General features: G+C 69.9%; 30 protein-coding genes. 2 read left to right on the forward strand and 28 right to left on the reverse strand.

Features of this window, described 5'->3' with window-relative positions; genetic code table 11:
• Window positions 1–118 precede the first annotated feature (118 nt).
• Window positions 119–541, forward strand: coding sequence for a hypothetical protein (locus EDD93_RS23890; RefSeq protein ID WP_123527098.1), 423 nt, complete (start codon window positions 119–121; stop codon window positions 539–541).
• Window positions 542–790: 249 nt separating this feature from the next.
• Entirely contained in the window at window positions 791–1,201 is a 411-nt protein-coding gene (locus EDD93_RS23895) for an NUDIX hydrolase (protein ID WP_123527099.1), read from the forward strand.
• Between the two features lie 108 nt (window positions 1,202–1,309).
• Here the strand turns inward: EDD93_RS23895 and EDD93_RS23900 are convergent, their stop codons facing one another.
• The 28 genes from EDD93_RS23900 to EDD93_RS24045 all read right to left on the reverse strand — a co-directional run bounded on the left by EDD93_RS23900 (window position 1,310) and on the right by EDD93_RS24045 (window position 26,108).
• Window positions 1,310–2,122, reverse strand: coding sequence for a methyltransferase domain-containing protein (locus tag EDD93_RS23900; RefSeq protein WP_123527100.1), 813 nt, complete (start codon window positions 2,120–2,122; stop codon window positions 1,310–1,312).
• Window positions 2,123–2,183: 61 nt separating this feature from the next.
• Entirely contained in the window at window positions 2,184–3,035 is an 852-nt protein-coding gene (locus EDD93_RS23905) for a phytanoyl-CoA dioxygenase family protein (protein WP_123527101.1), read from the reverse strand.
• Window positions 3,032–5,149, reverse strand: a complete 2,118-nt coding sequence (locus EDD93_RS23910) for a phosphoketolase (RefSeq protein WP_123527102.1) — start codon at window positions 5,147–5,149, stop codon at window positions 3,032–3,034. The genes EDD93_RS23905 and EDD93_RS23910 overlap by 4 nt, the downstream gene beginning before the upstream one ends.
• Window positions 5,139–5,792 (reverse strand): L-threonylcarbamoyladenylate synthase, encoded by a 654-nt coding sequence (locus tag EDD93_RS23915; RefSeq protein ID WP_123527103.1) that lies wholly within the window; start codon window positions 5,790–5,792, stop codon window positions 5,139–5,141. Before EDD93_RS23915 ends, EDD93_RS23910 begins: the two co-directional genes overlap by 11 nt.
• A gap of 14 nt (window positions 5,793–5,806) precedes the next feature.
• The gene (locus EDD93_RS23920) at window positions 5,807–6,577 is read right to left on the reverse strand and encodes a phytanoyl-CoA dioxygenase family protein (RefSeq protein WP_123527104.1); all 771 of its coding nucleotides are present in this window, start codon (window positions 6,575–6,577) and stop codon (window positions 5,807–5,809) included.
• 76 nt (window positions 6,578–6,653) lie between these two features.
• On the reverse strand, window positions 6,654–7,433 hold the full coding sequence (locus EDD93_RS23925) for a trans-aconitate 2-methyltransferase (protein ID WP_123527105.1): 780 nt from the start codon (window positions 7,431–7,433) through the stop codon (window positions 6,654–6,656).
• Window positions 7,430–8,131, reverse strand: a complete 702-nt coding sequence (locus EDD93_RS23930) for an HAD family hydrolase (RefSeq protein WP_260255836.1) — start codon at window positions 8,129–8,131, stop codon at window positions 7,430–7,432. The genes EDD93_RS23925 and EDD93_RS23930 overlap by 4 nt, the downstream gene beginning before the upstream one ends.
• Window positions 8,128–8,580, reverse strand: a complete 453-nt coding sequence (locus EDD93_RS23935) for a hypothetical protein (RefSeq protein ID WP_123527106.1) — start codon at window positions 8,578–8,580, stop codon at window positions 8,128–8,130. Before EDD93_RS23935 ends, EDD93_RS23930 begins: the two co-directional genes overlap by 4 nt.
• A complete protein-coding gene (locus EDD93_RS23940) occupies window positions 8,580–9,629 on the reverse strand; it encodes an enolase C-terminal domain-like protein (protein WP_123527107.1) in 1,050 nt (349 codons plus the stop codon). Before EDD93_RS23940 ends, EDD93_RS23935 begins: the two co-directional genes overlap by 1 nt.
• A complete protein-coding gene (locus EDD93_RS23945; protein ID WP_123527108.1) occupies window positions 9,616–10,734 on the reverse strand; it encodes a hypothetical protein in 1,119 nt (372 codons plus the stop codon). Before EDD93_RS23945 ends, EDD93_RS23940 begins: the two co-directional genes overlap by 14 nt.
• Window positions 10,735–10,835: 101 nt before the next feature.
• Window positions 10,836–12,008, reverse strand: a complete 1,173-nt coding sequence (locus EDD93_RS23950) for a bifunctional class I SAM-dependent methyltransferase/NUDIX hydrolase (RefSeq protein ID WP_123527109.1) — start codon at window positions 12,006–12,008, stop codon at window positions 10,836–10,838.
• Window positions 12,009–12,333: 325 nt separating this feature from the next.
• The gene (locus EDD93_RS23960; RefSeq protein WP_123527110.1) at window positions 12,334–13,824 is read right to left on the reverse strand and encodes an NUDIX domain-containing protein; all 1,491 of its coding nucleotides are present in this window, start codon (window positions 13,822–13,824) and stop codon (window positions 12,334–12,336) included.
• 57 nt (window positions 13,825–13,881) lie between these two features.
• The gene (locus tag EDD93_RS23965) at window positions 13,882–15,021 is read right to left on the reverse strand and encodes an NUDIX hydrolase (RefSeq protein ID WP_123527111.1); all 1,140 of its coding nucleotides are present in this window, start codon (window positions 15,019–15,021) and stop codon (window positions 13,882–13,884) included.
• Between the two features lie 25 nt (window positions 15,022–15,046).
• On the reverse strand, window positions 15,047–17,035 hold the full coding sequence (locus tag EDD93_RS23970; protein ID WP_123527112.1) for an ABC transporter ATP-binding protein: 1,989 nt from the start codon (window positions 17,033–17,035) through the stop codon (window positions 15,047–15,049).
• Window positions 17,032–17,502 (reverse strand): NUDIX domain-containing protein, encoded by a 471-nt coding sequence (locus tag EDD93_RS23975; RefSeq protein WP_123527113.1) that lies wholly within the window; start codon window positions 17,500–17,502, stop codon window positions 17,032–17,034. The genes EDD93_RS23970 and EDD93_RS23975 overlap by 4 nt, the downstream gene beginning before the upstream one ends.
• Window positions 17,499–18,374, reverse strand: a complete 876-nt coding sequence (locus EDD93_RS23980; RefSeq protein ID WP_123527114.1) for an aminoglycoside phosphotransferase family protein — start codon at window positions 18,372–18,374, stop codon at window positions 17,499–17,501. Before EDD93_RS23980 ends, EDD93_RS23975 begins: the two co-directional genes overlap by 4 nt.
• 464 nt (window positions 18,375–18,838) lie before the next feature.
• Window positions 18,839–19,090, reverse strand: coding sequence for a helix-turn-helix domain-containing protein (locus EDD93_RS23990; RefSeq protein WP_123527115.1), 252 nt, complete (start codon window positions 19,088–19,090; stop codon window positions 18,839–18,841).
• Window positions 19,091–19,123: 33 nt separating this feature from the next.
• Window positions 19,124–19,942 (reverse strand): endonuclease/exonuclease/phosphatase family protein, encoded by an 819-nt coding sequence (locus EDD93_RS23995; protein ID WP_123527116.1) that lies wholly within the window; start codon window positions 19,940–19,942, stop codon window positions 19,124–19,126.
• The gene (locus EDD93_RS24000) at window positions 19,939–20,148 is read right to left on the reverse strand and encodes a DUF5999 family protein (protein WP_123527117.1); all 210 of its coding nucleotides are present in this window, start codon (window positions 20,146–20,148) and stop codon (window positions 19,939–19,941) included. Before EDD93_RS24000 ends, EDD93_RS23995 begins: the two co-directional genes overlap by 4 nt.
• An 87-nt stretch (window positions 20,149–20,235) precedes the next feature.
• A complete protein-coding gene (locus tag EDD93_RS24005; RefSeq protein ID WP_123527118.1) occupies window positions 20,236–20,811 on the reverse strand; it encodes a DUF6624 domain-containing protein in 576 nt (191 codons plus the stop codon).
• Window positions 20,808–21,449 carry a hypothetical protein gene (locus tag EDD93_RS24010; protein WP_260255837.1) on the reverse strand — a complete coding sequence of 214 codons (642 nt, stop codon included), beginning with the start codon at window positions 21,447–21,449 and terminating at the stop codon, window positions 20,808–20,810. The genes EDD93_RS24005 and EDD93_RS24010 overlap by 4 nt, the downstream gene beginning before the upstream one ends.
• Window positions 21,446–21,994, reverse strand: a complete 549-nt coding sequence (locus EDD93_RS24015) for a DNA-binding protein (RefSeq protein ID WP_260255838.1) — start codon at window positions 21,992–21,994, stop codon at window positions 21,446–21,448. Before EDD93_RS24015 ends, EDD93_RS24010 begins: the two co-directional genes overlap by 4 nt.
• An 8-nt stretch (window positions 21,995–22,002) precedes the next feature.
• Window positions 22,003–22,518, reverse strand: coding sequence for a LuxR C-terminal-related transcriptional regulator (locus EDD93_RS24020; RefSeq protein WP_185092422.1), 516 nt, complete (start codon window positions 22,516–22,518; stop codon window positions 22,003–22,005).
• A 51-nt stretch (window positions 22,519–22,569) separates the two neighbouring features.
• A complete protein-coding gene (locus tag EDD93_RS24025) occupies window positions 22,570–23,835 on the reverse strand; it encodes an acyl-CoA dehydrogenase family protein (RefSeq protein ID WP_123527120.1) in 1,266 nt (421 codons plus the stop codon).
• 81 nt (window positions 23,836–23,916) lie between these two features.
• Window positions 23,917–24,555 (reverse strand): GAF domain-containing protein, encoded by a 639-nt coding sequence (locus tag EDD93_RS24030; protein WP_123527121.1) that lies wholly within the window; start codon window positions 24,553–24,555, stop codon window positions 23,917–23,919.
• The gene (locus EDD93_RS24035; protein ID WP_185092423.1) at window positions 24,555–25,220 is read right to left on the reverse strand and encodes an ATP/GTP-binding protein; all 666 of its coding nucleotides are present in this window, start codon (window positions 25,218–25,220) and stop codon (window positions 24,555–24,557) included. Before EDD93_RS24035 ends, EDD93_RS24030 begins: the two co-directional genes overlap by 1 nt.
• Window positions 25,192–25,605: a DUF742 domain-containing protein gene (locus tag EDD93_RS24040; RefSeq protein WP_123527122.1), complete on the reverse strand. Its 414-nt coding sequence runs from the start codon at window positions 25,603–25,605 to the stop codon at window positions 25,192–25,194. Before EDD93_RS24040 ends, EDD93_RS24035 begins: the two co-directional genes overlap by 29 nt.
• Window positions 25,602–26,108 (reverse strand): roadblock/LC7 domain-containing protein, encoded by a 507-nt coding sequence (locus EDD93_RS24045; protein ID WP_123527123.1) that lies wholly within the window; start codon window positions 26,106–26,108, stop codon window positions 25,602–25,604. The genes EDD93_RS24040 and EDD93_RS24045 overlap by 4 nt, the downstream gene beginning before the upstream one ends.
• Window positions 26,109–26,141: the final 33 nt, after the last annotated feature.

The following is a 26,141-nucleotide window of genomic DNA, read 5'->3' on the forward strand; positions in this document are numbered from 1 at the left end:
TGCGTCACCATGGTCTTCGGGCTGGACGAAGGAGGGGACGAATGCCTGACTGTGTCGGTAGGAGGGCGCGACAGGCCACCAGGGCGATCGAAGCGAGTCGCGCAGCCATACGGGCGTCATGATGATCACGGTCTGGGCCCTGCTCGGGGCCATCGCCGCCCTGTTCGTCGCGGCCGTCATACGTGGAGCCGTACGCGCGGCCCGCGTCGCGATCAGGCAGGACCTGGTGTCTCTGGGCAGCATGCAGCAGCTCGCCGGCGCGCTGGCGCAGATGACGACCACCGCCTACGCCTTCGCGGCACCCTTCCTTAAGGAGCGGGAGTCCTGGATCGGCTGGCTGTGGTGGCGTACCCGGATAGGACCTGACGGGGAGGTCGAGCGAGACATGGGCTGGGCTCTGACGTACCGGCGGGCGCGGAAAACCGCTGGGGCACCCCTCGACTGGCGGCTGGGCAGCGGCAGTGAGGTCGTTGTTGTCCCCAGGGACGCGCAGCTTCCGGCCGTCGAGGACCCGAGCGGCATCCCTTCACCGAAGCGTTGAAGCCCAGGGCGTGCTGGAATGCACCCCCGTGCGCTGGAGTGTAGCGACGTGCAAAGGCAGGCCCTGGATCTTGGGTGTGCGTACGTCACTCGGCCTTGGAAGAGGTGATCTCCCTGTTGCCGTTGTACGCCACCGCATCTTCGTCGTCAGCGGTTCGAACCGAGTGAAGAGACCATCGAGGACTTGGGGCAAAACGATACCCGCCGACACCATTTACCCGCCGATCCTGGAAGCACTGGAGGAAGACGTATGACCGAACTGACCGCAGCGCAGCGGCCGGGGATCTCCGCCGCGATCGTGGTCCACGAGAACCGCGTCCTGATGGTGCGGCGCAAGATCTCTGAGGGCCAGTTGTCCTGGCAGTTCCCCGCCGGCGAGATCGAAGACGGGGAGACGTCCGAGCAGGCGGCCGTACGCGAGACGTATGAAGAGGTCGGCCTGACCGTGACCCCGGTCAAGTCCCTCGGTGGACGGGTCCACCCCAAGAGCGGAAGGAACATGTCGTACACCGCCTGCACGGTCGTCTCCGGTACCGCTTACGTGGCGGACACCGACGAGCTGGCCGAACTGGAGTGGGTTGCGCTGGCCGACATCCCGGAGTTCGTTCCTTACGGCCTCTTCAAGCCGGTACAGGCCCATCTCGACAGCGTGCTGACGTAGCCACCGGCGGGGAGGCGAGGGCCTACCTCAGCTCCTCGAACTTCGAGGTGCAGGGCAATGTACTGGATCTCAGGTGTGCCACCGCTGCAGGCCGCCCTCACCCGCTCTCTACCAGTCTGACAAGGGCAGCGTGCCCACAGTGAGGAAGAACGTGACGGCATAGGTAAAGCGACCTGCGTGCACGGCATCGTCGAACTGAGCCACGAACCGGTCGGCGTCCACGGTGTGGAGGTACCCCCGGTCTGCGGCGGCGTGGGCCCAGGTCCGCAGGCCCATGACATTGTCGGCCGCCGACGGGTCGCGCACGACCAGAGTCCGGGCTTCCACCATGATGTCGTGGATGCCGCGGGCCGCGAGCAATCCGGCGTGCCGGTGGGCCAGGGAACCGTTGCGCAGGCCCACGTCCGCCCTGAAGCGCAGCACCCGGCGGGCTAGCTCTTGGTCGTCGATGTCGAGTACCTGAGTGTCGTAGTCCGGGTCTGCCAAGGCAACCCGGCCGCCGGGGCGCACCACCCGCACCATCTCATCTAGCAACCGGGCCGGTTCGACGACGTGCTGCAAGACCCGGTCCGCCCAGGCGCCGTCGAACTGACCTGCTGAGAACGGCAGCCGGTGCCCGTCCGCGACAGCGGCGTGGGACAGTCCTCGGTCCCGTGCCTGCGCGATCATCGTCAAGGAGCTGTCGACCGCGACGACCTCGGCCCCACTGCCCGAGCGCAGGGCCACAGCGGCGTCCCCGGTACCCGCTCCGATCTCAAGGAACAGCCCGCCGGGCTCGGCCCGCAGAAACTCTTGCAACCGCTGCTTGTAAGCGGCATAGAAGGGCTCCGCACTTAACCTGTCCAGGATCTGAACCCACTCAGCGGGCCTGGGCTGTGTGTCCACCGACGTGAAACCGTGAGCATCACCGTGATCGTTCATAGGAGCACGCTAAGCGTGCCAACCAAGCCGGTGGAATTATGCGGTCACAGCAATAGCGCTTCTAGGCCGCACCGGAAGTCCACGGGCCGGTCTGCCACCAGGAGCGGATGGGTGCGGCTCCGCTGCCTTTGGCGAGCGATCCGTCCGGTCGGCGGTCGGGTAGGCCCAGGAGCTGCTGCTCGATGGGGGTGAGGGCGGGGTTTTTCCGGAGGTCTGTGGTGGGGTCGTCGACGAGGTGGAGCCAGCGGTATCCGTACTGGAGCATGAGGGCGATGCGAGGGCGGCCGGAACGGTTGATGCCTCCGGTGTGCCAGGTGCGGTTCTCGAAGAGCACTGCGTCGGTTCCGGTGATGTGGGGGGTGGTGGCGCCGGGTGGGTCGATGGCGCCGGCGGGGACGACGGGCTCTTCGGTGAGGCGGTGGCTGCCGGGGAGGAACATGGTCAGCCCGCAGTCGGGGGTGACGGGGGTGAGGTAGTGGGCGGCTTTGATGGCCATGCGGGGGGTGTGGGGGAATCCGAGGTCGGCGGTGACGCCGTACATGTCGCGGTGCCAGCCGTGGCGTTCGGGGATGCGGATGGTGCGGGGCGGGCCGCTGGGCAGGGCGATGAGGTGGGCGGAGAGCAGGTGGATGTTCGGGCTGAGGAGCCGGACGACGGTGGGCAGGACGGCCGGGTTGGCGAGGAGCGGGAGGAAGGCGCGGTCGAGGTTGAGGCATCCGCGGAAGCCGTCCTTGCCGTCGCCTCCTCGGTCGCGGCCCTGGGTGATGTCGCTGGCCAGCAGCTTCTCGGCGGCGGTCAGGAGCCGGTCGCGCAGGTCCGGGGTGATTGCGTCACGGATGACCGCGTACCCGTCGCGTTCGAAGGCGTCGAGGGTGCTGGCGTCGGGGGCGGCGGGCGGCGACGGGGTGCTCATGCCGATAGCTCCTTCGGGGGGTCGGTGAGGGTGGTGGCGAGCTGCCACAGACCGGCGTCGTCGAGGCCGCAGAGTCGGCGGAGGTGTTCCTGGGAGACGGGGCGGCCGGGGTCGCGGTAGCCGAGGACGGTGAGCCGCGGCCCGGGGTGGCGGTGGCCGAGGAGGGCGTGGATGTCGGCGGGGTGTCCGCTGGTGGCCAGGACGATCGGCGCTTGGGTGCCGAAGTGGCGGGCGAACGCGTCCAAGCCGAGGGCGAGGGGGCGGGTGCCGTTCTCGGCGAGGGCCGTGAGGTCGTGGACGTGGACGTACCGCAGGCGCAGGCCGGGGCGTTCGTCGCGGAGTCGTCGGGCGAGGGTGGTCAGGGCCTCGGCGGGCAGGTCGCCGGCGGAGGCGAGGATCAGGTCGGGTTCGCCGGGTCCGGGGTGGGTCAGGTGGGGCCAGGTCGCGATGCCGTGCCGCAGTTCCTCGTCGAGGGTCTCCTGCGGGTGGTGGACGGTCGTGTGCTTGCCGGCGACGACGATGGTGCACCGGTCGAGCTTGCGCAGGGCGAAGGTGAGCGCGGCGGCGGTACGCGCCGGGTCGGCGGGGGTGAGGACATGGAGCGTGGGGTCGCCGCCGGCCAGTAGTGCCGAGGTGAGGCTGGGGTTTTGGTGGGTGATCGTGTTGTGCCAGCTCAGGCTGGTCAGGAGGTAGACGAGGCTGGGTAGCGGTGCGAGCCCGGCGTGCCGGCGCACGGAGCGGTGCTTGAGCTGCTGCTGGATGAGGCTGAGGGTGATGGGCGCGAACGCCTCGTAGGTGGCGACGAGTGCGTGGCGGCCGGTCTCCGTGTAGCCCTGGGCCCAGGCGTGGCAGAGCTCCTCGTTGAGCACTTCCACCGCCCAGGGCACCGGGCGTCCGTGCTCGTCGGTGAGGTCGAGGCGGTTGGAGGCCAGCTCGTCGGGGCTGAACACCCGGAACGGTCCCTGCTCGGCACGGGCCCGCAGGACCTCGGGGACCACCTGCGCGAACGGGCGGCCGGCGGCGTATCTGGCGACCTGGGTGGAGGCGGCGACGCATCCGCGCGGCGCCGGGAGGCCGTCGGGCTCGGGCCGGGGCAGTGGGAGCGCGGGGAGCAGGTGCGGTCGGGGCCGGCCGCTGGGGGTGAGGAGCTGGGTGGGCTGGTAGGAGGCCAGCCAGTCGGAGAGCGCGTCGAACTCGGCGGGTTGGGCGGCCGGGTCGCGCAGCGGTGTCTTGTGGACCGCCGGGGTGCCAGCGAGGTGGGCGGGTGTGCCGTGGCCTTTGTCCAGGGTGAGGACCAGGACGCTGGAGGGTTCCGGAATGCCCAGGGGCTGGGCGGTGCAGAGCGCTTCGGCCACCGCTTGGCGGAGCTGGTGGATGTCGAGGCCGTCGCTGTAGACGGGCCGGTGGCCGAGGCCGGTGAAATAGGCGGTGAGTTCGGCGCGGCTCAGGGTGGACAGCACGCTCGGCCCGCCCATGCGCATCCCGTTGAGCAGGACGACGGGAAGGACGGTGCCGTGGTCGCCCGTACCGTGCAGCGCGCGGGTGGCGATCCAGGATGCGGCGGTTGTCCCGGTCTCGCACTCTCCGTCGCCGATCAGGACCACGGACAGCCGGTGGGGCGCGTCGAGGACGGTTCCCTGCCCGATCGCGAGGGCGGGGCCGAGTTGGCCTCCGGTGTGCGGGTGGCCGGGGATCATCGGGGTGATCTCCCCACCGATGTCGGCTCGGGGGAAGCCGACGACCAGTTCGCGCAGCCCGGCGGCGTCCTGGTGCAGGTGGGGGTAAGCGTGGCCGAGTTGGCCGGTGAGGTAGGCGTGGGCGAGGGCGGAGGGTCCGGCGTGTCCGGCGCCGTGCAGGACGTGCAGCTCGTAGTCGTCGGGGACGGCCGCCTGGAGCGGGCCCAGGGCGGCGAGTATCCGGTTGACGGGCGGGCACACCCCCCAGTGGCCGGATGGTCGGGTCTTGACGTCGGCCGGGGTCAAGGGCCGGGCCAGAAGCGGGTTGTCGCGGAGATAGAGCTGGGCGAGACAGAGGTAGTCGAGCGCGTCGGCGACGGCGGCCACCGAAGCGTCGGGCACCAGGCGGTTCGTGCGGCGGGCGAGGTCAGCCCACATGCGGTTCTCCTGCCGGGGTGAGAGCGGCTTCGACTGCGCGGGCATGGACGGTGCCTTCCCGCTCCAGGCGCGCGGCGGCGCCCGAGGGGCAGTCGACGATGGTCATGTGGCGGCCGTGCGGGCAGATCCCGCCGTCGATGACCGCGGCGATTCCGGCCGCCGTGGTCCGCTGGAAGGCGGAGACCTGGCCGGCGGTGAGCGCCGGGTGGTCTGCGTCTCCGGCGGCGGGGGTGGAGATGCTGCACACGGCGGCGGCCAGCGGTTCGCCGGCCAGAGCGACGAGCTGGCCCAGGATCCCGTCGGGGCATCCAACGAGCGCGGGGGAGCCGACCGCCGCGATGGGCTCGGTGCCCTGCTTCCATGGAAGCCGCAGCGCGAGGTCCCCCGGCCACAGACCGCGGGCCAGCAGGCGTGCGTCGCCGCTCAGGTTGAACAAGGTCTCGGCCGTGGCTGGGGAGTCGAGCAGGAGCAGCAGCGGTTTGGCTGTGGGGCGCTGCTTCGCGCGGAAGACCGTGCTGGTGGCCGCAGGGTCGGCGGCACGGGCGCACAGCATGTACCAGCGGGGCGAAGGCACGGCGACCACCTGCCCGGCGGCCAGGAGCTGGACCGTGTCGGGGAGCTGGGTGGGGGTGAGAACGTCCACGGTGATCTTCCCTTTCACACGGTGTTGGGGCGGGCGAAGGTGGCGAGCGCGGGGTACTCCAGCCACGGGTCCGACAGGGCGCGCAGGGCGAGATCGGGGTGCTGGGCGTGGCTGACGCGGAAGTACGCCATCACCCTGGGTGTGCTGCTGGTGTTGAGGCCGACCCGGTGCGGGACGAGGTGGTGCATCACGACCACGTCGCCGGGCTCGGCGGTGAGGGCGATGCCGTCCTGGGCGTCGATGTCGTTGGGAGTCTGGGCCGGCTGTCCCAGGACCCAGTCCGTGGCGAAGTAGCGGGCCATCCGGCGGTGCCCGCCGGGCACGTAGTGCAGAGCGCCGGCGTCCGCGGTGGCGCTGCCGTCCAGGACGATGCCGACGATGAAGGTGAACGTGCGCAGGTCGCGCGGTTCCAGGTGGGGGCAGGAGACGCCGTCGACGTGCATCGTCTTCACCGGCTGCTGCGCGCCGTCGGGTAGCCGGACCTGGATCTGCGCCCGGGTGACGGGGGCCGTGGTCGCCGGACTTATCAGGTCTCCGGCCAGCTCTGCCAGGCCGCTTCGCTGGTAGAGGGCGAGGAGGTCTGGGTGTTCTTCCAGCTCGGGCGCGAAGCTGCGTTCGGTGTAGGCGGCGAGCCGCGCGGGGTCGTACGCCTCGTTCAGCCAATCGCCGATGAGGTCGCGGGCCTGGGACACGAGGTCGCCGTGGATCAGGCCACGGCGTATGAGAACGCCGTCGTCGATGAATCGGCGCCGATCTTCGTCGTTCCACGTCACGGGTCGGGACATGGTGGATCTCCTTCCGGAAGGACGGAACTGGGCCGGGGCGGCAGGGGAGCCGCCCCGGCAAGGGGCAGGGGTCGGGTCAGCCGCGCCGGCCGAGGACGACCTGGAAGGATGCGTGCTCGATCAGGCCGCCGGCTGCGGCGTGCCTGTCGAGCAGAGCGCGGGCGCGGTGCTCGAAGTCGTCGACTCGCTCGCCGAACAGCGGCCGGGCGGCGAAGGAGGTCGAGTACAGGTAGCCGATTACCGATTCGGTGCTCCACTCCCGCTCGATGGCGATGGTGTGCTCCTCGACCTGGCCGAAGGCGGACTCGGCGAGGATTTCGCTGTACGGCCGGTCGTGCGCCGCGTACTTCTTGCCGACTCCGGCCTGCCGCTCCTGGCCCAGGTACTCCTGGATCAGGGCCCGCAAGGCGTCGGTCCATTCGGTGCGTGCGGTCCACAGACTGCCGTCGCCCATGACCGCGACGGTCGCGTCCGGTGCGGTCATGTCCTCCAGACGCGACAGCACCACGTCCTGGTCCATCCAGTGGAAGGCGCGGCAGACCGTGACGAGGTCGGCCCGGTAGGAGGCGGGCGGGGCGAACTCCTCGGCCGGCGCGTTGTGCAGCCGGACGGTGACCGGCAGACCGGCGAGAGCCTTGTTGGCCTCGCCGAGCATGCCCGGGTCCTGCTCGACGACGTCGATCTCCGTCACCTGTCCGGCCAGGGCCAGGGGGACCTGCCCGGTGCCGGACCCGAGGTCGAGCAAGGCCCGGTGTTCCTTGCCGGCCACCCGATGCGCGAGCAGCTCGACGGCTTCCTTCGGGATGCCGGGCCGGTAGGTGGCGTAGTACGGGGCGGTGGTGTCGAACTGACTCACGATGTAGCGCTCCTGGTGATGCGGGTTGACGGGAGGAGGGTTTGCTCGATGTGTCGGACCGCGTGGGCGAGGTCCGGAACGACCGTGACCTGGCCGGGGTGCTCGGCCAGCAGTCGGATCTCTTTGGCCGTCGGCGGGCGCGAGGTGATCCACAGGGCCTGCGCTTCGGCGGCGAGGGCGCCGTGCACGTCGTAGTCGAAGCTGTCGCCTACGTGCAGAACCTCCGCGGGATCGCGGCCGTGCAGTCGAGCGACAGTCTGCACAGCAGCCGGGTCAGGTTTGGCGAACCCGAGCTGCCACGACGGGTAATGGGCTTGGAGGTGGGGGGCGAGGAGGGCGGCGACGTCGGTCTCCCGTTCGTCCCAGTGGCTCACATTCGACAAGGTGACCACCGGTAGGACTCGGGCGATCCGTGCCACCGCCTCCACCGCGCCGGGCCACAGGGCGAAGCCGGGCGGACGGTGATCGTGGGGGAAGGCGGACGCTGCAATGCCCAGGGCGGCGCACACGCTCTGCGGTCCGGTCGCGTCGCTGCGCGGGTCCAGGGCGTGCAGGATCTGCTGGGCGATCTGCTTCGCCTGCCGGGCCGGTAGCGGGGACAGTTCCACCAGGCGCTGCGTCAGCGTCGTCCCGGACGGCTCGCCCAGGGTGTATCCGACGTCGAGGCTCACCAGCCGCACGAGTGGCGCCGGGCTCACGAAAGACCACCCGCCAGGGCCGCGATGATCATGGCGATCCGCTCGGTGCGCACAGGACCGGAGCTGGCTTCGCCGAGGAAGGTCAGAAGCTGCCGGGCCTCGGCCGGCGACCAGCCGGTGGTGTCGACACCGGCCCCGGCTGCCGCCTGGGCGAGGTCGTCGGGGATCGCCGGCGGGCGCGCACCATGCGGTAGCAGCAGCGTGCCGCTCCACTCCTCGCCGACCTGCGCTGGCGGCAGGACCGCGCCGAGAGGCGAAAGGACGGTGACGTCGTCGAACGTCATTATGCGGACCGGGAGTTCGGGCAGGCGCACCGGCTGGTCGAGGCGCAGGGTCGCGGACAGAAAGGTATCGTGCCCGCGCAGCCGCTCGTCCACGACGAGCAACACCCTCCCTCCGCGCTGCTCCAGGAGGCCGTGGACCGCCAGCTCTCCCGTGTGCATGGGCATTACCGGCGCACCTCCATCCCGAGGCCGGGCCGGTCAGGAAGAGCGACGTGCCCGCCGTCCGGCTGGAGCGTTCCGCGCAGCGCCCGCTGGCGGCGCGGCTCCCACACCACCTGGTACTCCACCGCGCCTGCCGCACGGGGGAAGGCGGCGGCCAGGTGCAGGGCGGGCAGGAACGCCCGGCCGTGCAGGTGGACAGGCACCCCCGCGTCGTGGGCGGCGCCCAGCCAGGACAGGGCTTCGGTGATGCCGCCGCACCACACCGCGTCGAACGTGAACGCTTCCGGCCGGCAGTGCTTCAGCAGGGCCCTGACGTCCTCCACATGGGACAGCCGCTCGCCGAACGCGACCCGCAGTCCTTTCGCCCGCCTGCGCAGATGCGTGTATGCGCATCGGTCGGTCAGCGCGAGCGGGTCCTCCACCCAGCGCACCGCCTCCGGGGCCAGGAGCGGTGCGACCTCCATGGCCCGCAGGTGGCCCCATGTGCCCAGGGCGTCCACCGCCACGCTCTGTCCCGCCCACGTAGCCGCCCGCTCTGCCAGCCGTGCCATTTCAAGGGCTTCCGCTTCCCGCAGTGCCCACTTGGTGAAGGCGAACCCCTCGCCGGCGGTGGCCTTGACCGACTCGGCGGCCGATGTGGCGGCCAGGTCCAGGGAGAGCCAGGACGCGTAGACCGGCACCTGCCGCGCGGGGCGGTCACTGAGCAGGGCCGCGACCGGGAGGTCGGCGAGGCGACCGTGCAGGTCCCACACCGCGCAGTCCAGCGCCCCCACCGCCCAGCGCCCGAGCCCCGCCGAGTGCGGACCGAGTTCGGCCATGAGCCTGCGCAGCACTCTCGTGTGGTCGGTCACGGAGTGCCGCAGCACGCTCTGTCCGAGCCGGGTGGCGACCAGTGCGGCGGGCAGCTCGTCGACCGGGGCGAACACCCCGGCCACTCCGCGGGCCTCGACCACCACCGCGAAGCGGCTGTCGCCCGCTTCCCACGGACCCCCCACGCTGTCATCGAGGCGCTCGACCCGCACACGGTCGATGACCGTGCTACCGAGGTCCATCGATGAGGTCCTCTCCCGCGTAGGTGAAGTACCACAGCGGCCGGTAGCACTCCCAGCCCACCGGCCTCAGCCCGGTCGACGCCATGGACCGCTCGATGGCCGTACGCGCCTGCAGGTAGTAATCCAGGCCCTCCGCACCCGGCGTCCGCATGCCCTGCATCAGCACCGTGTGCGCCTGGAAAATCTGGAAGTTCGGGAACGCGTTGATCACGTCCACCAGCGCGGTCACCCCACGCACGAGGTCCTCCATCGGATCCAGCCCGACGATGTACGTATACGAGGTGTCCAGCCCCGCCACCCGCGCCCGCGCAAGCAGGTCCGGGAATTCCTGCGGCCGCAGATCGGCCTTGGTCGACTTCATCAGGGCCTCCCGCCGGGTGAAGTGCTCCACGGTCAGCCTGAGCACGAACGGCGACACCACCGACGCGATGGTCCTGAACGCCTCATCGCTGCGCAGCACGGAAGTGAGGAAGCCGATCCGGGCTCCGACGCCGGCCCGTTCCAGAGCAGGCCGCAGTGCGGTCAGGTGCGCGACAGCGGCCTCCTCCCGCTCGAAACACCCAGTGGAGACGGTGACCTCGGTCAGTTCGGCCAGGTCGTGGCGGGGGTGCTGCTCGCCAAGGGCACGCAGCAGGTCGTCGAGCCCCTGCTCCTCCTGCAGCCGTGGGTCGGCGGCGGCCTCCAGGGTGTTGGGGCACCAACCACACCCGACGCATCGGCTGCGCGCGTTGGGGTTGAGGGTCGCGGCCCGGCCGCCGTTGCGGAAGTACCCTCCGACCGCCTCGTCGGCGTCGATGCGCTCGACGTGCGCGACCACCTCTCCGTTCAGATACAGCTCGTCGCCCCGGAGCTGGAACGGGCTGGCCGGCCGGTTCAGGGGGACGATGATCTGCCAGGCGACGTCGGGGCGGCGCACGAGGCGGAGGTTGACCCGGGCCCGGTGACGGTCCTGGTCGGAGCTGATCCCGTACAGGTTGACGGCGATCAGCACCACGTCCTCGACAGGTACTCCGTGGCGCAGGGCAGCCCGCTCCAGGTTATGCAGGCGTTCGGAGCCGACGGCGGCGTCGGATGATATGGGTCGGTGTATGGAGAGAGGCGACATGGAGACTCCAACTTGGCGGTGAGCGGTGGGGTGTTGTACCCGGTGGCGCGGCACCTACGTTGTGCCGAGGGAGGGCGTCGGCGGTGTGGCAAATGCGCCGCCTACTTGGTCGGCGCGAAGGCAGTGAAGTGGGTCGGCGGGTGGTCGATGGCCAGGTCGGGTCGCCATGCGGTGAGGATCTGGGCGCTGCATTCGAACAGGCCGTCGGGAAGCTGATCGAGAGGGTGCCAGGCCCAGTCGCCGATGCTCTCGTCCGGTTGTGTGGCCGGTTGCCCCTGCCAGGCGTGGACGAGCGCGCCGACGGTCACCCGCAGGATGCCTTCGACGTGGTCGACGAGCGTGCCCAGGAGCCTGACGTCGCCGGGGCGGGCGATCAGGCCGGTTTCCTCACTGAGTTCGCGGACCGCGGTCTGTTCGAAGGACTCGCCGGCCTCGACGGTTCCGCCGGGCAGTTCGAGGGTGCCGCGACGATGACGGCCGAGGAGGAGCCCCTGCTCGCTGACGAGGATGGCGCCCACGCCGACGGCGGCGTGCGCCACCGGCGGCCGGGTGCTGCGAGGGCGGCTGGAGACCCGCGCCGGCCGGTCGGGAAGGCGCCGGGCGCGGATGAGCTGCTGGACGACTGCGGCGCTCTCGTCGGGGTGCGGGAACAGATCGATGGTCTCGACGCGGAAGCCGTACTCGGTGAGCAGGTCCTCCCACAACTGTGGTGCCAAGACCCACATCTGTGTGGGCAGGGGCGGGTCGTCGCGCATCAGGATCATCTGCTCGCGCGGCGCTACCTCCGTGGACGGGCCGCGGCCGTGCAGGTCGGTGTGAAGGAGCGAGAGAATCAGCGGGGCTCCGGGACACAGCCCGTCGCGCAGCGCCGGCAGCGAGTGGTGCGGGTCGATGAAGGCGAGCGTCCCGATCGCGTACGCGGCTTCGAAGGGCTCGGTTTCGTTCAGGCAGCTGACTACGTCTCCCTGGAGGAACTCCGTACCTTCGACGTCCGCGTGGGTGGAGATGGCGCGTTCGTGCTGGGTCGGAGAGAGTTCGATCCCGGTGACGCGGGCTCCGCAGGCTTGGGCGACGTGAACCGCGTGGTGGCCGGCTCCGGAGCCGACGTCCAAGACACGGCGCCCGGTGATGTCACCAAGGACTTCGGCTCCCGGTCCGACCCCGTCCCAGGGCGTCCAGGCGAGCTGCTCGGGGATGGGCGGGGTGTAGGCACGGGCCAATTGGCGCTGACCGTAGGTCTGCCAGGCCCGGGTGTTGGTCTCCTCGACGGGCACGATTGCCTCCTGAGTGGGCGGGTGTTCGGGGGTCAGGTATGTGTGATCAGGTAGACGGGCCCCGCGCCGCGCCATCAGCTGCTGCCATGTCGCGAGGTCGTGGACGGCGATGCTTGCGCGGCGGTGTCGTGTTCCCTGAGCACGTTCCGGCGGATCACGTCCTGGCCGACGATCGGGATTCCGCGGCCGTGGTGATCTCGCAGGCCCTGGGCCACGCTTGACTCGCCTGACGCCGAGTTGCCGCGAATCAGCACGAGGCGGGTGCCCTCACGGCCGACCGCAGTCGCGGTGGACAGACGACGGAGTGAGCCGCTCGGTGTGCCGCTCACGCGGGCCAGCCCGTCTCGCTGTACAGCTCCCCGTTCCGGATCTTTTCGATGGCCGCTCGGGTGTAGGGGACGAGGTTGTCGGGGAGCGCGGCAGGATCCCAGAATTTCCACTGGGTGCACTTGTCCGGCTCGCGTAGCTCTGGCTCGCCGCTCCAGGCGCGGGCGCGGAAAAACAGGCCCATGCGGGGCCGGTCCCCGGCCTTGTCGATGTGGTGGACGATGTGGACCAGCTCGACATCCTGGCGCTCGATACGCAGACCAGCTTCCTCCCGCACCTCCCTGATCAGGGCGGAGATGGCGCTCTCCTGCTCGCAGTGGCCGGCCAAGGCGTGCCAGGTGGAGGGCGCGAACGCGGAGTTGGGGTGGCGTAGCCCGAGCAGCACCGTTCCGTCGGGCCGCTCCAGGTAGAGGTGGACGCCGATGACGTTGAGGACTGTGCCGTGCGGTGAAGCTCGGTGCTCCTCCTGCGGTGCGCGCCCGCTCTGGGGCGCGGTGTTGGCCGGGCTGCTGGCGGCGTGGCGGCGTACGAGGTCGCTGGTGGTGTCCGCGATACGCAATCGATGGAGGTCGTCGGGGGCGAACCAAGCGAGCATGACCCCTTCCGTCAGGTGGAGTTCGCGGGGATCACCGTTCCAGCGGCTGGCGTAGATGGCGATGGGCACGGTCGCGCCGGCATCGTCGGAGGCGTACTCGGTGCCGACCGGCGTCAGGGCGGAGAGGTGGAGGCCGGCTTCCTCGGCCAGTTCGCGCCGCGCGGTGTGCTCCAGGGTGGCGTCCTGGGGCTCTCGGCCGCCGCCCAGCAGCGACCACATGCCCGGCTCCCAGATCTGGCCGGGGAAGTAGTCGCGCAGATGGAGCAGGTACTCGCCGCGGTCGTTGTAGATCAGGGCCGAGGCGTTGGCCGCCTCCGGTTCAGGTCCAACCTGGAGCGGTAGCTTGAGGAGCTTCTCGCGCAGGGTCGGGGAGGACACCCGGTCCGCGGAGCGCCACTCGATGCCGCCCACCTCTTCCTCCTGCAGCACCACCGGCACTTCGTCCGCGGTGTGCAGACGGAAGAGGAATCGCAGGTCGAAGTGGACGTGTCCGGGCTCGCCTTTGCTCGGGCGGGCGTCCATGTCGTGAATGTCGATGTCCAGCGGCACGGTTTCGTAGCCGGGCCACGGCGTGACGGCCTGGGGTGCGATCCCGGTCTCCTCGTGCAGCTCCCGCAGCGCCGCTGCTGCCAGGGACTTGTCGGAGAGCTCCGTGTGTCCGCCCGGGGGGAGGACCTTCCCGCTCGCCAGGTGCAGCACGTGCAGGACGTGGCCGAGCGGGTCGATGATGATTGCGGCGCAGGTGACGTGCCCGGTGAAGGTGGAACGGCTGGCGATATCGTCGCCGGCCCGATCGAGGGCGGCCAGGAAGGCGCCGAGCTGCTTGCGCTCGTGAGGGTGGCGCGCGAGATAGGTGTCGACGGTGGTGCGGATGTGGTCGTGCGACAGCGGCATGGGGCTACCTCAGAGGTACGTGGAGCGGGACGAGTCGAGGCGGGGTGGTCGTTCGGGTCAGCTCAGCCGCATCCCCTCCGGGGGGATCTCCTCGATGGCGGCGGCGCGAGCGCTGGGCAGGCCCCATCGCTCCCGTGCTGTCTCCACCGCGAGCTGGGCTTGCCGCGCTCCGGGCGGTCCCCAGCCCAGCAGGGCGGCTGCCTGGGCGGGAGTGGCGAGCAGGCGTGCGAAGGGTCGGCCGGTGGCGGGGTCGACGGCCGCCGGCCCGATGGCGGTGACCGGGGCGGCCAGGCGGAGCCGGGCGTTGGGCCCCACCCCGCCGTAGACCTCGCCGGTCTCGTCCAGCACCCACCCCAGGCGTACCGGTTCGGTCAGAGTGAGTTGGGCTTCCTCGGCGGCTTCCCGATGGAGGGTGTCCTCGGGGGTGGCGTCAACCTTCTCGACGGTGCCGCCGGGCAGCATGGGCAGCGCGCCTTGAGACCCGGGATCGGCAACGAGCACTACCCTGCCGTCGGGGACGAAGCACCACGCCCAGGCTTGCTGCACGGGGAGCTGACCGGGCACGGGGGTCCGGTTCAGAGGGCTGTCCCACATGGGGCGGTAGCGGACGTGGACGTCATGGTGATCGAGGGCCGGTACGTCGAGGATGTGCCGGCCGTCGGCGAGGTGGGCGGTACCGGCGCCGCCGAGGCGGGCACGGTAGGCGGCGAGCATGATCTGCCCGTCCACGGGGAGCAGACGGTGCACCGCGTCCCTGGTCTCGAAGAAGGCGAAATCGGAAAGTTCCTTGGGAGGCAGACGGATCGCCTGTACCTCGTCGGGAGTGAGGGTGCCGCCGTCGAAGATGTAGCGGATCTCTCCGGGACAGGGCATGCCGGGCTTGATGTCGGGGTGGTGCGGTGAAAGGGAGTGGATGGCGAGAACGTCCGGCAGGGCCAGGTCCTGGAGGCCCAGTTCCTCGGCGATCTCGCGCCGGCAGGCGTTCAACGGGTGCTCGCCGGGTTCGGCAGCGCCCCCGGGCAGCAGCCACCGGTCGTCCTCGCGGTAGGTGGGATTCACCAGCAGGACCCGGCCGACCTGGTCGGTGACGATCGCGGCGGCGCTGAGCCACACCGCGTGGCGGGACGCGGCGTACTGCGCGTCCGAGAGGGCAGCCTTCGGCGGGACGTGATCAGAAGGCGAGACGGAAGAGGCCACGGGCTCTGCCTTTCGGTGGGGCGGGTCATGCCTTGTCTGCGACGCTGGGTGAAGCAGGCTTGGGGATGTGCGGGGTCGGGGCGTACTGGGCGGCCTGTGTGTCGAACATGGCTGCATATCGGCCACGTGCGGCGATGAGGTCGTCGTGTGTGCCGTGTTCGGCGAGGCGCCCTTGGTTGAGGACGTAGATGTGGTCGGCGTGGCGGACGCCGGACATCCGGTGGGTGACCAGGACGACGGCCCGGTGCGGGGCGGCGAGGCGGCGGATGCGGTCGAAGGCAGCGATCTCGGCTTCGGGGTCGAGCGCGGAGGTCGGCTCGTCAACGATGAGGACGCTGTCCGCCTGCGATGTTGAGCTGCGCCAGTGGGTGCGGGCCAGGCCGACCTTCTGCCATTCGCCGCCGGAGAGTTCGATGGCTCCGCGGAACATGCGCCCGAGCATGCTGTCCAGGCCGTTGGGGAGTTTGGCGGTGACGGATCCGGCGCCGGCGTAGTCGACCGACGTCTGCAGGTCATGCATGGAGGCGACGTGCCCGGGGCGGCCGATGCGGATGTTCATCGCGGCGGTCACGGGCCACCGTTGGAAGTCCTGGGTGAGGAGCGAGACGCGGTCGAAGACCTGGGAGCGCTCCAGCCCGGAGACGTCGAACTCACCCCACCTCACGGATCCGGCGTGAGGGAGGAGCAGACCGGAGAGGATCTTCATCAAGGTGCTCTTGCCGGAGCCGTTTTCACCCACCACGGCGATGACCGACCCCATGGGGAAGGTGAGCGTCACGTCGTCCAGGGCCGGTGCGTCGCGGTCGGGATACTGGTAGGTGACGTGCTCCAGGGAGACCTGCCTGACTTGGTCGGGGACGGGGCTACCGGTCCGCGGGATAGCGCGTTGAGCGGCCTCGATCAGGAACTGTCCGTGATCGCGGACGTAGAGGGACTCCTCGTGCAGCTGGTTGATATTCATCACCAGTGCGCCCAGGCTCGCCGAGCCGGTCCGTACCGCGATCACGGCAGTGCCGGCGACGGCGAGGCTCATGTGTCCGGCCATGATCAGCCAGATCATGGTGCCGTAGGTGGCGGCCATCGCCAGCCCGGACAGCGCGGAGGCGACCCATTCGGTGACGGCCTTGCTGGAGGCCAGCCGCTCCTGCTCCGATTCCGCGCTCGCGGCCATGCGCCGGTACCGCTCAAGGAGGAAGGGGCCGACGGCGTGGATTCGCACTTCTTGCGCGGCGGTGCGCTCGGTGAGGAGGTTGCCGATGAGGCGGCTGGCCCGCTGGTGCTCGATCCAGCTCATCACGGATACGTAGCGTTCCTGCGCTACTCGCATGGCGCCCCATCCGCGGGGGGCTGCGATAACTAGCAGCATCGGCAGGAGGGTGGGGTTCAGGACGGTGAGGACGCCCGCTGTGGCGATCAGTGAGATGGTGCTGTTCAGCGCGGAGACGCAGGCGCCGATCATGCGGCGGGCAGAGGCGGGCCCGTACTGGGCGATGTCGATCAGGCGGCGGAAGTCCGGATCGTCGATGGCTTCGAGTTCGACCGAGGTTGCGGCGGCCAGGTACTGCGTCGTGGCGATCCGCTCCACAACCGGTTCGAGGCGTCCCGCTCGGGATGTCGACCAGCCGGCCAGAGCGGAGTTCACGACGGCGACGCCTGCGGCGGCGAGCAGCCCCGGCAGGAGGGCGTGCAGCCGGTCGACCGTGTCGCCGGCCCCCAGCAGCGCGTGCATGACCGCGTTGATGGCGAGGAGGCCGACCGCGGCGGCGATGCCCTGGCCGAGTTCGCTGACCGCCACGGCGACGAGTGCTCGGCGATCCGCACTCCAGGCCATCCGCAGGGTGGCGCTGACGAGTCCGGGCATCTGGCGCAGGGCCGAGCGCATGGTCAAGTCCAGGCGGGCATGTTCGTGTTGGGACCAGCCCATGTCGTAGCGCAGGGGCCCGCCGAAGAGTTCTCGCTCTGCGTCGGAGACCTGTGGCTCCGCCACGCGGACCTTGCCGAAGAATCGCTTCACTCGCTGTCTCCCTGTGTCGGCCAGTTCAGAGCCCGGTAGGACGGGCCGTGGGTGAGCATGCGGAAGACGGCGGTGGTGTACGGGTGGCAGTCCGGCGGGGGCTTCTCCAATGGCACCCAGAACAAGTCCTCGTGCTTGTCCGGCTCGGCGTTGTGCGGCTCGCCCGCCCACGACTGGGCGACGAAGACCGCGGTGATCCGGTCCGGGCCGTCGCCGGGGTCATGGTGGTGAATGAGGCCGCAGAACTCCTGTTGCCCGGCGCCGATGCGGACCCCCGTCTCTTCCTCTGCTTCGCGCCGCGCGGCGTGGTCGAGGGTTTCGCCCGCTTGCAGATGGCCACCCACGACGGTGAGCTGACCCGGTGCGAGGGCCGCGTCCGGTCTGCGACGTACGCACAGGGCGGCGCCGTTCGCGCGGAGCAGGACCTGGGCCACGTCGGCGATCAGCAGGTGAGGCGCGTCGCTCATAGACGGCCGTCCTGCACCAGGCGTTCGACGGTACGCCGGCCGCGCGCGGTCACGAGCGGGTCGCCGTGCCGGGGGCCGTAGACCAGAGCGCTGGCGGCGTCAGCTGCTGCGAACGCTGTCAGCGCACATTCCTCTGACTCGGACAGAGGCCGGCCGTATCCCTCGAACAGGGCGGTCCGCAGTTCGGGATGATCTGGCCACAGCGAGGTGGCGAGTCTGACGAAGTCCGTGACGCGGGGGCCCGGTTCGCTGCGCTCGAAGTCGATCAATACGCAGCGCCGGCCGTTCCAGAGCAGGTTGCGTTCCCAGAAGTCCCCGTGCCGCCACCCGGCCGGTAGCGGTTCGCACCCGGGCAGCCCGGTCACCAGGTGCCGCAGAACGTTGGCTTCCGTAGTGGACATGTGTTCGCGGGCCTCGGCGAGGTGCTTGTCCAGGCCGGCCACCGTGTTCTCGATGACTGCGCTGGCTTCCGGTTGGCTGAGGGGGCCGGTCATCGCGTCGTGGAAGCGGCGCAGGAGCTGGCCGGCTTGCCGGTGGGCCGTACGTCGGCGCGGTGGTGACTCCTCTTCCTTCAGCGGCTGACCGTCCACGGCGGTCAGGATCAGGGCGAGCAGCTGCGCGGAGCTGTCCCGCAGCTGCGGGGCGTTGCTGTGCCCGAGGTGAGGAACGGCCTCCCGGTAGGCGCGGGTCTCGCGCGTGTAGAGGATCGGCCCCGGCGCCACCTTCACGAAGTGGGCGCCCGCGGGGCCGGTCACCCTCCACACCTGGGAGTTGGCGCGGTCGTGCGAGGAGTCCCGCACATCGTCCAAGGGGCCCAGCACGCTCTCCACCCAGGCGTGGAGGGGCGAGGGAAGGCGAGCCGATTCCGTCACGCCAGGGACCTCATATCCGGTCGTGAACCGTCGGCGAGCAGGGCGCGGCGGCCGGAGGCGAGGTGAAGGCTGGCACCCGAGGAGGCGGCGGTGTTTTCGAACGCAGGATGAACGAGCGCAGGGCGGCGTACGGGATGCATGGGAGCTCCTCGGGGCGAGATGCGGACAGGTGATCGGGTAACGGTGGGTGTGCTGTCGCCGTAACGGGTGGAGGCGGGCGAAATCTAGAACCTGATTTCGAATACCGGGCCCTCTCCTTGTGTGGTCAGGCGGGGCGGGTCGTGATGCTTTGTTCGATCACTCATGTGGGTTGGGGTACCTCCTGCGGGGGATTGCCGGAGGCCGCCTGGTCGGTCACGGCGTGGCGAGGTCCGGGCCGCGGGCGCGGGCGGACGGCCGAGGTCGAGCACAGCGGTCACGGGACTTTTCGGCGGGGCAGCTAGGGGGAACGTGAGCCTTGGCCGTCAGCGCGGCGCCTGTAGACCACCGTCCGCCGATCGACGCGTGGGACGCATGTCGCCGCCCCGCGGGCGGAACTTGACGCCGGAGAGGCCGAGGCGTTGGTGGACGTAGCCGAACGACCGTCCCGATTCCTCAGTGAGGCGGCGAATAGTGGCGCCGTCGTCGTACCGCTTCCGCAACTCGGAGTCGATGAGCTCCTGCTGCTCGGGGGTGGCCCTCTTTCGGCGCTTCGGCCAGTCAAATTCGTCAGGCACGTGTCTATCCCTTGCGAAGAGTGGTGGCCGTCTTCATCGGTTCAGGGCGGTGAGGTTGAGGACGGCGACCGCGGGGAGGTGGTCGCCGAGGGCCTGGGTGATGGGGGTGTCCACCACCAGGTGCTCGTGGATCGCCGGGGCCAGAAGGGGGGACACGAGCACGTAGTCCGACCGGCGGTCCCACTTCTCGTTGCCGCCCCAGTGGCCGGCCGTACGTGGTGGAGTGAGCCCGAGGTACCGCGGGGGGTCAATGAATCCTGCGTTCATCAGCGCGTGCATAGCGCGGCGGTCCGTGCCCCCGTAGCTGCCGTCGGACAGCATCTGCCGGTGTCGGGAGTGCAGGTGGGCCGCAACCTGCTCCCAGTCGGCCGGGTCCGGGTCGCCGAGTCCCGAGGTGTTCAGGTCGCCGATGAGCAGAGAGTGCTCGTCGGCAGAGGCATACTCCGTCAGCCACCCCGCCTCCTTCAGCCGTGCGGAGGGTGCGAAGGGATGAAGGTGTGTGTGCAGGACCTGCATAGCGAACCCGTCGACCTTCAGCAAGGCGCGGGAAGCGGTGTGGTGGAACCGGCCTCCGGAGATGTCCGGCTGGAACCGTGCGCAGCTGACCCGCGGCCATCGGTAGAAGAGCACGAGATGGCAGCCGTGGCTTTTCGACGGCGCGAACAACGCCTGCATCCCCAGCGTCTCCGCAGTGGCGTGGAGCCGGGCATGGTCCTGCCGTTCCCAGTGCTTGGCCTCCTGAATTCCCAGCACGTCGAGGTCGAGGGATGCCAGGAGTTCCATCTGTCCGGCCCAGCGGTCTTCGCCGCCGTCCATGATGTTGTAGGAGCCGACGCGGAGAAGGCTGCTCATGCCGACCTCTGCATCTCCGCGCCCGCGAGCTGCTGGCGGCACGGTGCGACGATGCTTCCGTCCGGCAGGAGCTGACCGGTTTCCTCGAACAGCAGAACGCCGTTGCACGGCAGTTCCCACCCTTGTTCGGGGTGGGCGGCGGAGACGCGGACAGCCTGACGGTCGGGCGCGTCACCCGTGGGACACGGCGGGGTGTGCTTGCACATCGTGCTCATCGTCCTTTCGGAGCGAAGTAGGAAAGGTGGAACTCGCCGGCACCGGGCTGCCGCGAGGAATGAAGGAAGGTCGCTTCGTCATGCGGCCCCCGCGAGTACGACGGTCGGAGCGTCCTCGGCAAGGTGGTCAGGCGCGTTACGGCGACGCGCCCTCTCCAGGGCCGCAGCGATCGATGTCAGCCCGACGGTGGCCCTGCGCTCGTCCAGCGACTCCGGTGCGCGCAGCGGACACAGCGTGACGCCCTCGGGATTCAGCAGGAGCTGGGTTCCGTGCTCCTGGCGGCGCCCGCTGTTGATGAGGGTGCGGTCGTAAAGGTGTGCCCAGTGCTGGATGCGTGCGTCGTGCGCTTGGACTGCGCGCTGAAGCAGGGTGGTGGCTGCCCGCTGAAAGTCGGGTTCATCGTCGGCGTGAAGGGCCAGGCTCCATGCGGCGTGCGCCCCTTCCGGGCCGACGAGGCGGTGGCCGGGCCAGCCGTGCTCGGTCAGGATGCGGCGCAGCACTTTGGTGTCGGCGTGGTCGGCATGCCGGCCCTGGCCGAGTCGGACGGCGTCGAGGTGGTTGCGCACGCGCCCCGCCCGGCGCATTGCCGCTTTCGTGGCTCGGTCGATGAGTTCGCGGGTGAGGTCCGGCAGCTGCGGTTCGGCTGCCGTCACGAGACAGTCCGGCTGTCTTCGGCGGACTGCGGTTCGTGGACCCGACAGTCGATGAGCGCGCCCAGTCCAGGGCGCTGCTCGGCGGTGAGTTCGAGGCGAGCGGCCTGCTCCTCGTGCTGCCCCGTGCCCGACCCCCGTACGTCCCAGCCCATGTCGGTGAGCCGCCGAAGGAACGGGGCGATCGGATCAACGTCGAAGGGACGCCGGGCCAGGGCCTCGGCCCGTACGAGCGGCAGATCGAGTCGGGCGGCGAAGTCGGAGGACCACAGGGTGATCAGCCGGATGGTGTCGTCGGAGCGGCCGGGCAGGGTACGGACACAGCTCAGGAAGAGGCACGGGCCGTCGCCCCATCCGAGGTCGGGGGTGCGCTGCGGGATTATGCAGGCCAGCATCAGCCCGTCCTCGAACAGGCCGGCCGGTCTCGTCTGCGGGTCGCGGTACAGGGCCGAGATGTCGGCTCGGGATACAGGCAGGCCGCGCATAGTGAGCCAGCGCTGCCGGTCCTGGACGAGCGCGGCGGCCTCGTCCCGTTCGGCGTCGGTGTGAAGGGACCGCATCTCGTACACCGCCGGCATCTCCGGCGTTCGCTGGAGCAGGGAAGACGGCTCGGTGGCCGGGGAGTCGAGTGACGGGCTCATCGGCCTGCTCCGCGCTCCACCGTGCTGGTCGGCCGCGCGCCGAGCAGACCCCATGCATGTGCCAGAACGACGAGCTGGGTGACGTCGCCGGCCCCGGTAGCGTCGAGCAGGTCGACGAGTGCGGACCGAACGTCAGCGGGGGCGATCCTGGCGGCGAGCGCGATGTCGCGGGCGGCGGTGTGCTCAGCGACAGCCTTCAACATCTGATGCTGCTCCGGGCTGAGTTCCGGCATTGGCCTGTCCGACGTGGGTAACGCGACCTGCTGCGCCGAGAGCAGGAGGTGCACGAGCACCGGCAGTTTGCAGCGAGGGGGGCAGTGCACGCTCGCGCGGATCTCGTGGACGTACTGGCGGATGGTGTTGGCCGACAGGCCGGTCTCCGCCGCGATGTTTCGGGGGTCCAGGCCGTTCACGAGGTGTTGGGCGATGCTCTGGTGGGTCGGTTTCAGGGGTGTGATCGGCGGGCTGCCGGCTGTTAGGGGTGAGGGCAGGGCGCCGATGCGTCGGACGGACGGGGTGGACAGGTTGATGTCCTTGTACGTCATGTGCTTTCTCACTTCTTCGACTGCAACTGGGGGACAGCGGTTCGCGACCGGGGAAGGGTGCTGTCTGTCTGCGTTTGCGACGCCATGGGTGCGAGCTCGTGCTGCCACAGGCGTGCCACCAGATGGGCGGAGGTTCGGGCCTCCATCAGTTGCCTCAGCTTGTGGCAGTCCGCAATGAGGCGGCTGTATGGGAGACGTCGCTCGTTCGCTATCTCCACGGCTTGCATGCCGTCGGACAGCGGAGCGATCAAGTAGCGCAGGTTCTTGGGGACACGGACCGGCAGGTCAGGTGGTGGCGATACCCAGATGGCGTCGGACATGCAGGCCACCGCGATCAGTCTGGTGTCCGCGCAGGGCGGCGTGCCCAGCCTGGTTCTCGCCCGACAGAGCATCGCGTTGAGGGACTTGGGACTGATGCCCAGCCTGAGTGCGACCTCCTCGCGCCGATAGCCGTCGGCCAGCGCCTGCAGGGTGTCTTCTTGGCGATTAGTCAATAAAATTCGGCGGGTGTGGGTCCTGATCACTGCTCTTCCTCGTGTCGTGGGCTGTACGGACTGGGTACTCAGGGGCGTTGTTTACGGGGCGTCTGCGGCAGTGAGATCGGGTGCTGCAGAGGCCACTTCGGCGGCGAGGCGTTCGGACCACTGGATCGGGTCCTCGCCGAAGGCGGCGTCGGCGAGGCGTATTCGCTGGACTTCGCCGGTACCGGCGGGTGGGTAGGTGTGCTGGATGTCGCGCCACAGGCGCTGGAGGACGTAGTCGCGGTCGAGCGCGTGGGCACCGTGCAGCTCCATGGCGTCCTGGGCTGACGTCATCGCCCACTGGTGACCGAGGTACTTGGCGTTGATCAGGTCGGCGTCGCAGGACAGACCCTGATCGAGGAGGTGCACGGACTGGTAGGCGAGGATGCGTCCGGCGCGCAGACGGGCTTCCATATCACCGACGCGGTCCCGCAGGACCGGCAGATTGGACAGGTGGCCCCGGTAGCGGGGGCGTGCCTGGAGGTGAGCGGTCGTGGTGGCGACGACTGTCTCGTGGATGCCGAGGCTGACCGCGGCCAGGTTGGGCCGGCCATACAGGATGCTGCTGCTCTGGGCCACGCTCAGCCCTTGGCCGATCTCTCCGACCACGTTGTCCGCGGGGACGGTGACGTGGTCGAGGTCGAGGCGGCCGGCGGAAAAGCCGTGCAGGCCGAGGCCGGGACGGTGGCGGGAGACGGACAGCCCGTGGCGGTCGGTTTCGACCATGAACGCGGTCAGCGCCTGCGAGGTGCGTACTCCGGCCTTGGCGGTCCGGGCGACTACGAGGTGAGCTCCCGCGAGGTGGCTGTTGCCGATGTGGACCTTGCTGCCGGTGATCACCCACTGGTTGCCGACGCGCTCGGCGGTGGTTTCGATGCCGCCGATGTGCCCGCCGGCGACCGGTTCGGTCACGGCGATCGACAAGAGCATTGACCCGTCCGCCACCCCCGGCAGCCAGCGGGTCTTCTGCTCATGGGTGGCGAAATGCAGGAGTGCTCCGACGGGGATCAGGGTGGCCTGCAGGATGGTCGCGGCAGCCGCCGAGACGCAGGCGATGCGGTGGATCAGTACCGTCTTCGCCACATGGCCGGCGCCCAGACCGCCGTAGTCGGACGGGACGGTGACGGCGAACCAGCCCCGCGCGGCCATCAGAGCGGCGACCTTGCGCTCCACCCTGCCCGGGGCAGCTTCCATCCGCACGGCGCGCGGTGCTACGTGCTCGGCTGCGAAGGCATCCGCCTCGGTCCACAGAAGTTCGTGGTGGGCGGTGAGATACGGGCGCAGCGCCGGAGGCGGTGTGGTGGGTGTGGCGGGCGGCATGGTCGTCCCTCTCCCTGGGTGAAGGTCGCACGGTGGGGCGGCCGGGGGTTGCGGCTCCCTGGTGGGGGTGGTGGAACGGGCCTATCGGGCGAGTGCGGGGGCCATGCGGGCCATGGCCTGAGCGCCGGCGGTGATGGTGACGTCCCTGATCCGTCGGGCTTCGCGCAGAGGCCGGCGCTCGGGGTCGATGACACACACCGTGCCCAGCACGAGCCCGCTTTCGTGGATGAGGGGCGCGCCGAAGTAGGAGCGAATATTGACCGCGTCGACCACGTGGTTGCCGCTGAAACGAGGGCTTGCGTGCACGTCGTGCAGTGGGAGGGCCTTCTTGCGGGCCACGACCTCCGGGCACCAGCCGTGGTCGTGGCTCATGGTGCGGCCGACGATGACGTACCCGCTGTCCGCGGGTGGCTGATGCAGGCCGACGAAGGTCTGCCTTTCCAGGAACAGATTGACGAACCCGTACAGGAACCCGGCCAGCGTGGCCATATTGCGGGCCAGTTCGTCGAAGTCGTCGCTGGCAGTGGTGGGCACGCCCAGGCGCTCAAGCAGCTCGTACCGTTGCTCCAGCTCGGTTGTCTGCTGAGTCTGGTGGCCGGTGACGGTGGCGCCGGTCGGGATGGACAGCCCCTGGTCGGTGTCCCGCATACGGTGTGGCAAGGACAGCGCGGGCGCGGCAGCTAGGGGTGCGAGGTAGTGGTCGCTGGGCTGATGTGGCATCAGGCGTCCTGGAGGGTGGTGGTGGGCGCGCGGTGAACGCGGCTCGCCGCCGTGTTCCTCGCTGCGTGGTCGACGAGGGTCAGCAGGACGCCTGCGACGTGGTCCGGGTCGCGGGCGTCGCAGGTGAGTACCGGTACGGAGGGGTGAAGTTCGAGTGCGGTGCGGACCTGTTCGGGCGGGTAGCGGTGTGCTCCGTCGAACTGGTTGATGGCGACGACGAAGGGCAGAGCGATGTCTTCGAAGAAGCTGACGGGAGTGAAGCTGCTCTCCAGGCGGCGGGTGTCGACCAGGACGACCGCGCCGACGGCTCCACGGGAGAGGTCGTACCAGAGGTCGACGAACCGGTCCTGGCCGGGCGTGCCGAACAGGAACAGCTCCAGGGCATCAGGGCCGGGCAGCGTGAGGCGGCCGAAGTCGAAGGCGACCGTGGTGGTGGTCTTGGCCTCGACGCCCTGCAGGCTGTCCACGTCGGTGCTCGCCTCGGTCAGGTATTCCTCCGTGCTCAGGGGCGGGATCTCGCTGATCGCTCCCACGGCGGTGGTCTTGCCCGCGCCGAAGCCCCCAGCGATCACGATCTTCAGCGCGACCGGTGCGTCGGCGTGCGGGCGCGACGGAATCCGGGGCGCCACGGCCGGGTCAGCCGGCTTGGGGGTAGGCGTTGGCATTGGGCCACTTCCTCTTCAGGCCCGCAGCGAGGGCCGCCAGTAACTGGGTGGAGGGACCGGCATCCGATTGCGTATCGGATGCGGCATACGGGGTGGTGATGGGGACGACCAGGGCGTTGGCGTCCAAGAGGTCCGAGACGAGGATCTTGACGGTGGCGACCGGGCGGCGGAGCCGGCCCGCCAGCTCGGTCACCGAACGCCGACGCTCTCGACACAGGGCGAGGATCTCTTCGCATGCCTCGGCCTGTGCCGGGCCGGGCCGCCCCGGTCCGGTGTACAGCACGGTTTCCAGCCCGAGCAGGTGCCGGGACCTGGTACGCCCGCCCGTCAGGGTGTAGGTCCGCACGAACGCTGCTTCTTCGGCCGTGCGGCCGTGCACGGTCACCGGACCTCAGGACCCGTGCCGACGCGGACGGGGACCAGCATGGACTTGGCGAACTTGCCGACGAGGCGACCCATCTCGAAGCCCACCAGGCCGGCGTCGGCGTCCGTGCCGGCGATGACGGCGAGGATCGTCTCCACCTGACCGCGTGCGTCGCCGGGGCTGTTGTCGAAGGCCGCGCTGCGTCCGGCGCTCTGGACGAAGATCAGGCAGTCGTCCCGCTCGATCACGACCTGCTTGGCCGGGTTCCTCCTGTTGCTGGGGCCTGTGATGCTCGCTGCGAGGGAAGCCACTCCGCTGAGTCCGGCCGACAGTTCGTCCGCCCAGTCCTTGTCGACCTCGCTGTCCAGCAGCCGCAGCCCGTCCCGCGACAGCAGGACGGCGTGCGTGACGCCGGGAGTGTCGGAGACGAACTGACGGAGCAGCCAGGCCGTTTTGTCCTGTTGCTCGCGTGGCGTCATCTCGGATACGGGCGTCGCGTTGTTCATCTCGGGTTGGGTGCTCATAGGGGTCGCTCCAGAAGAGGAAGGGCCATTGGA

It is taken from the genome of Streptomyces sp. 840.1, assembly GCF_003751445.1.
In the GTDB taxonomy this organism is placed as follows: domain Bacteria; phylum Actinomycetota; class Actinomycetes; order Streptomycetales; family Streptomycetaceae; genus Streptomyces.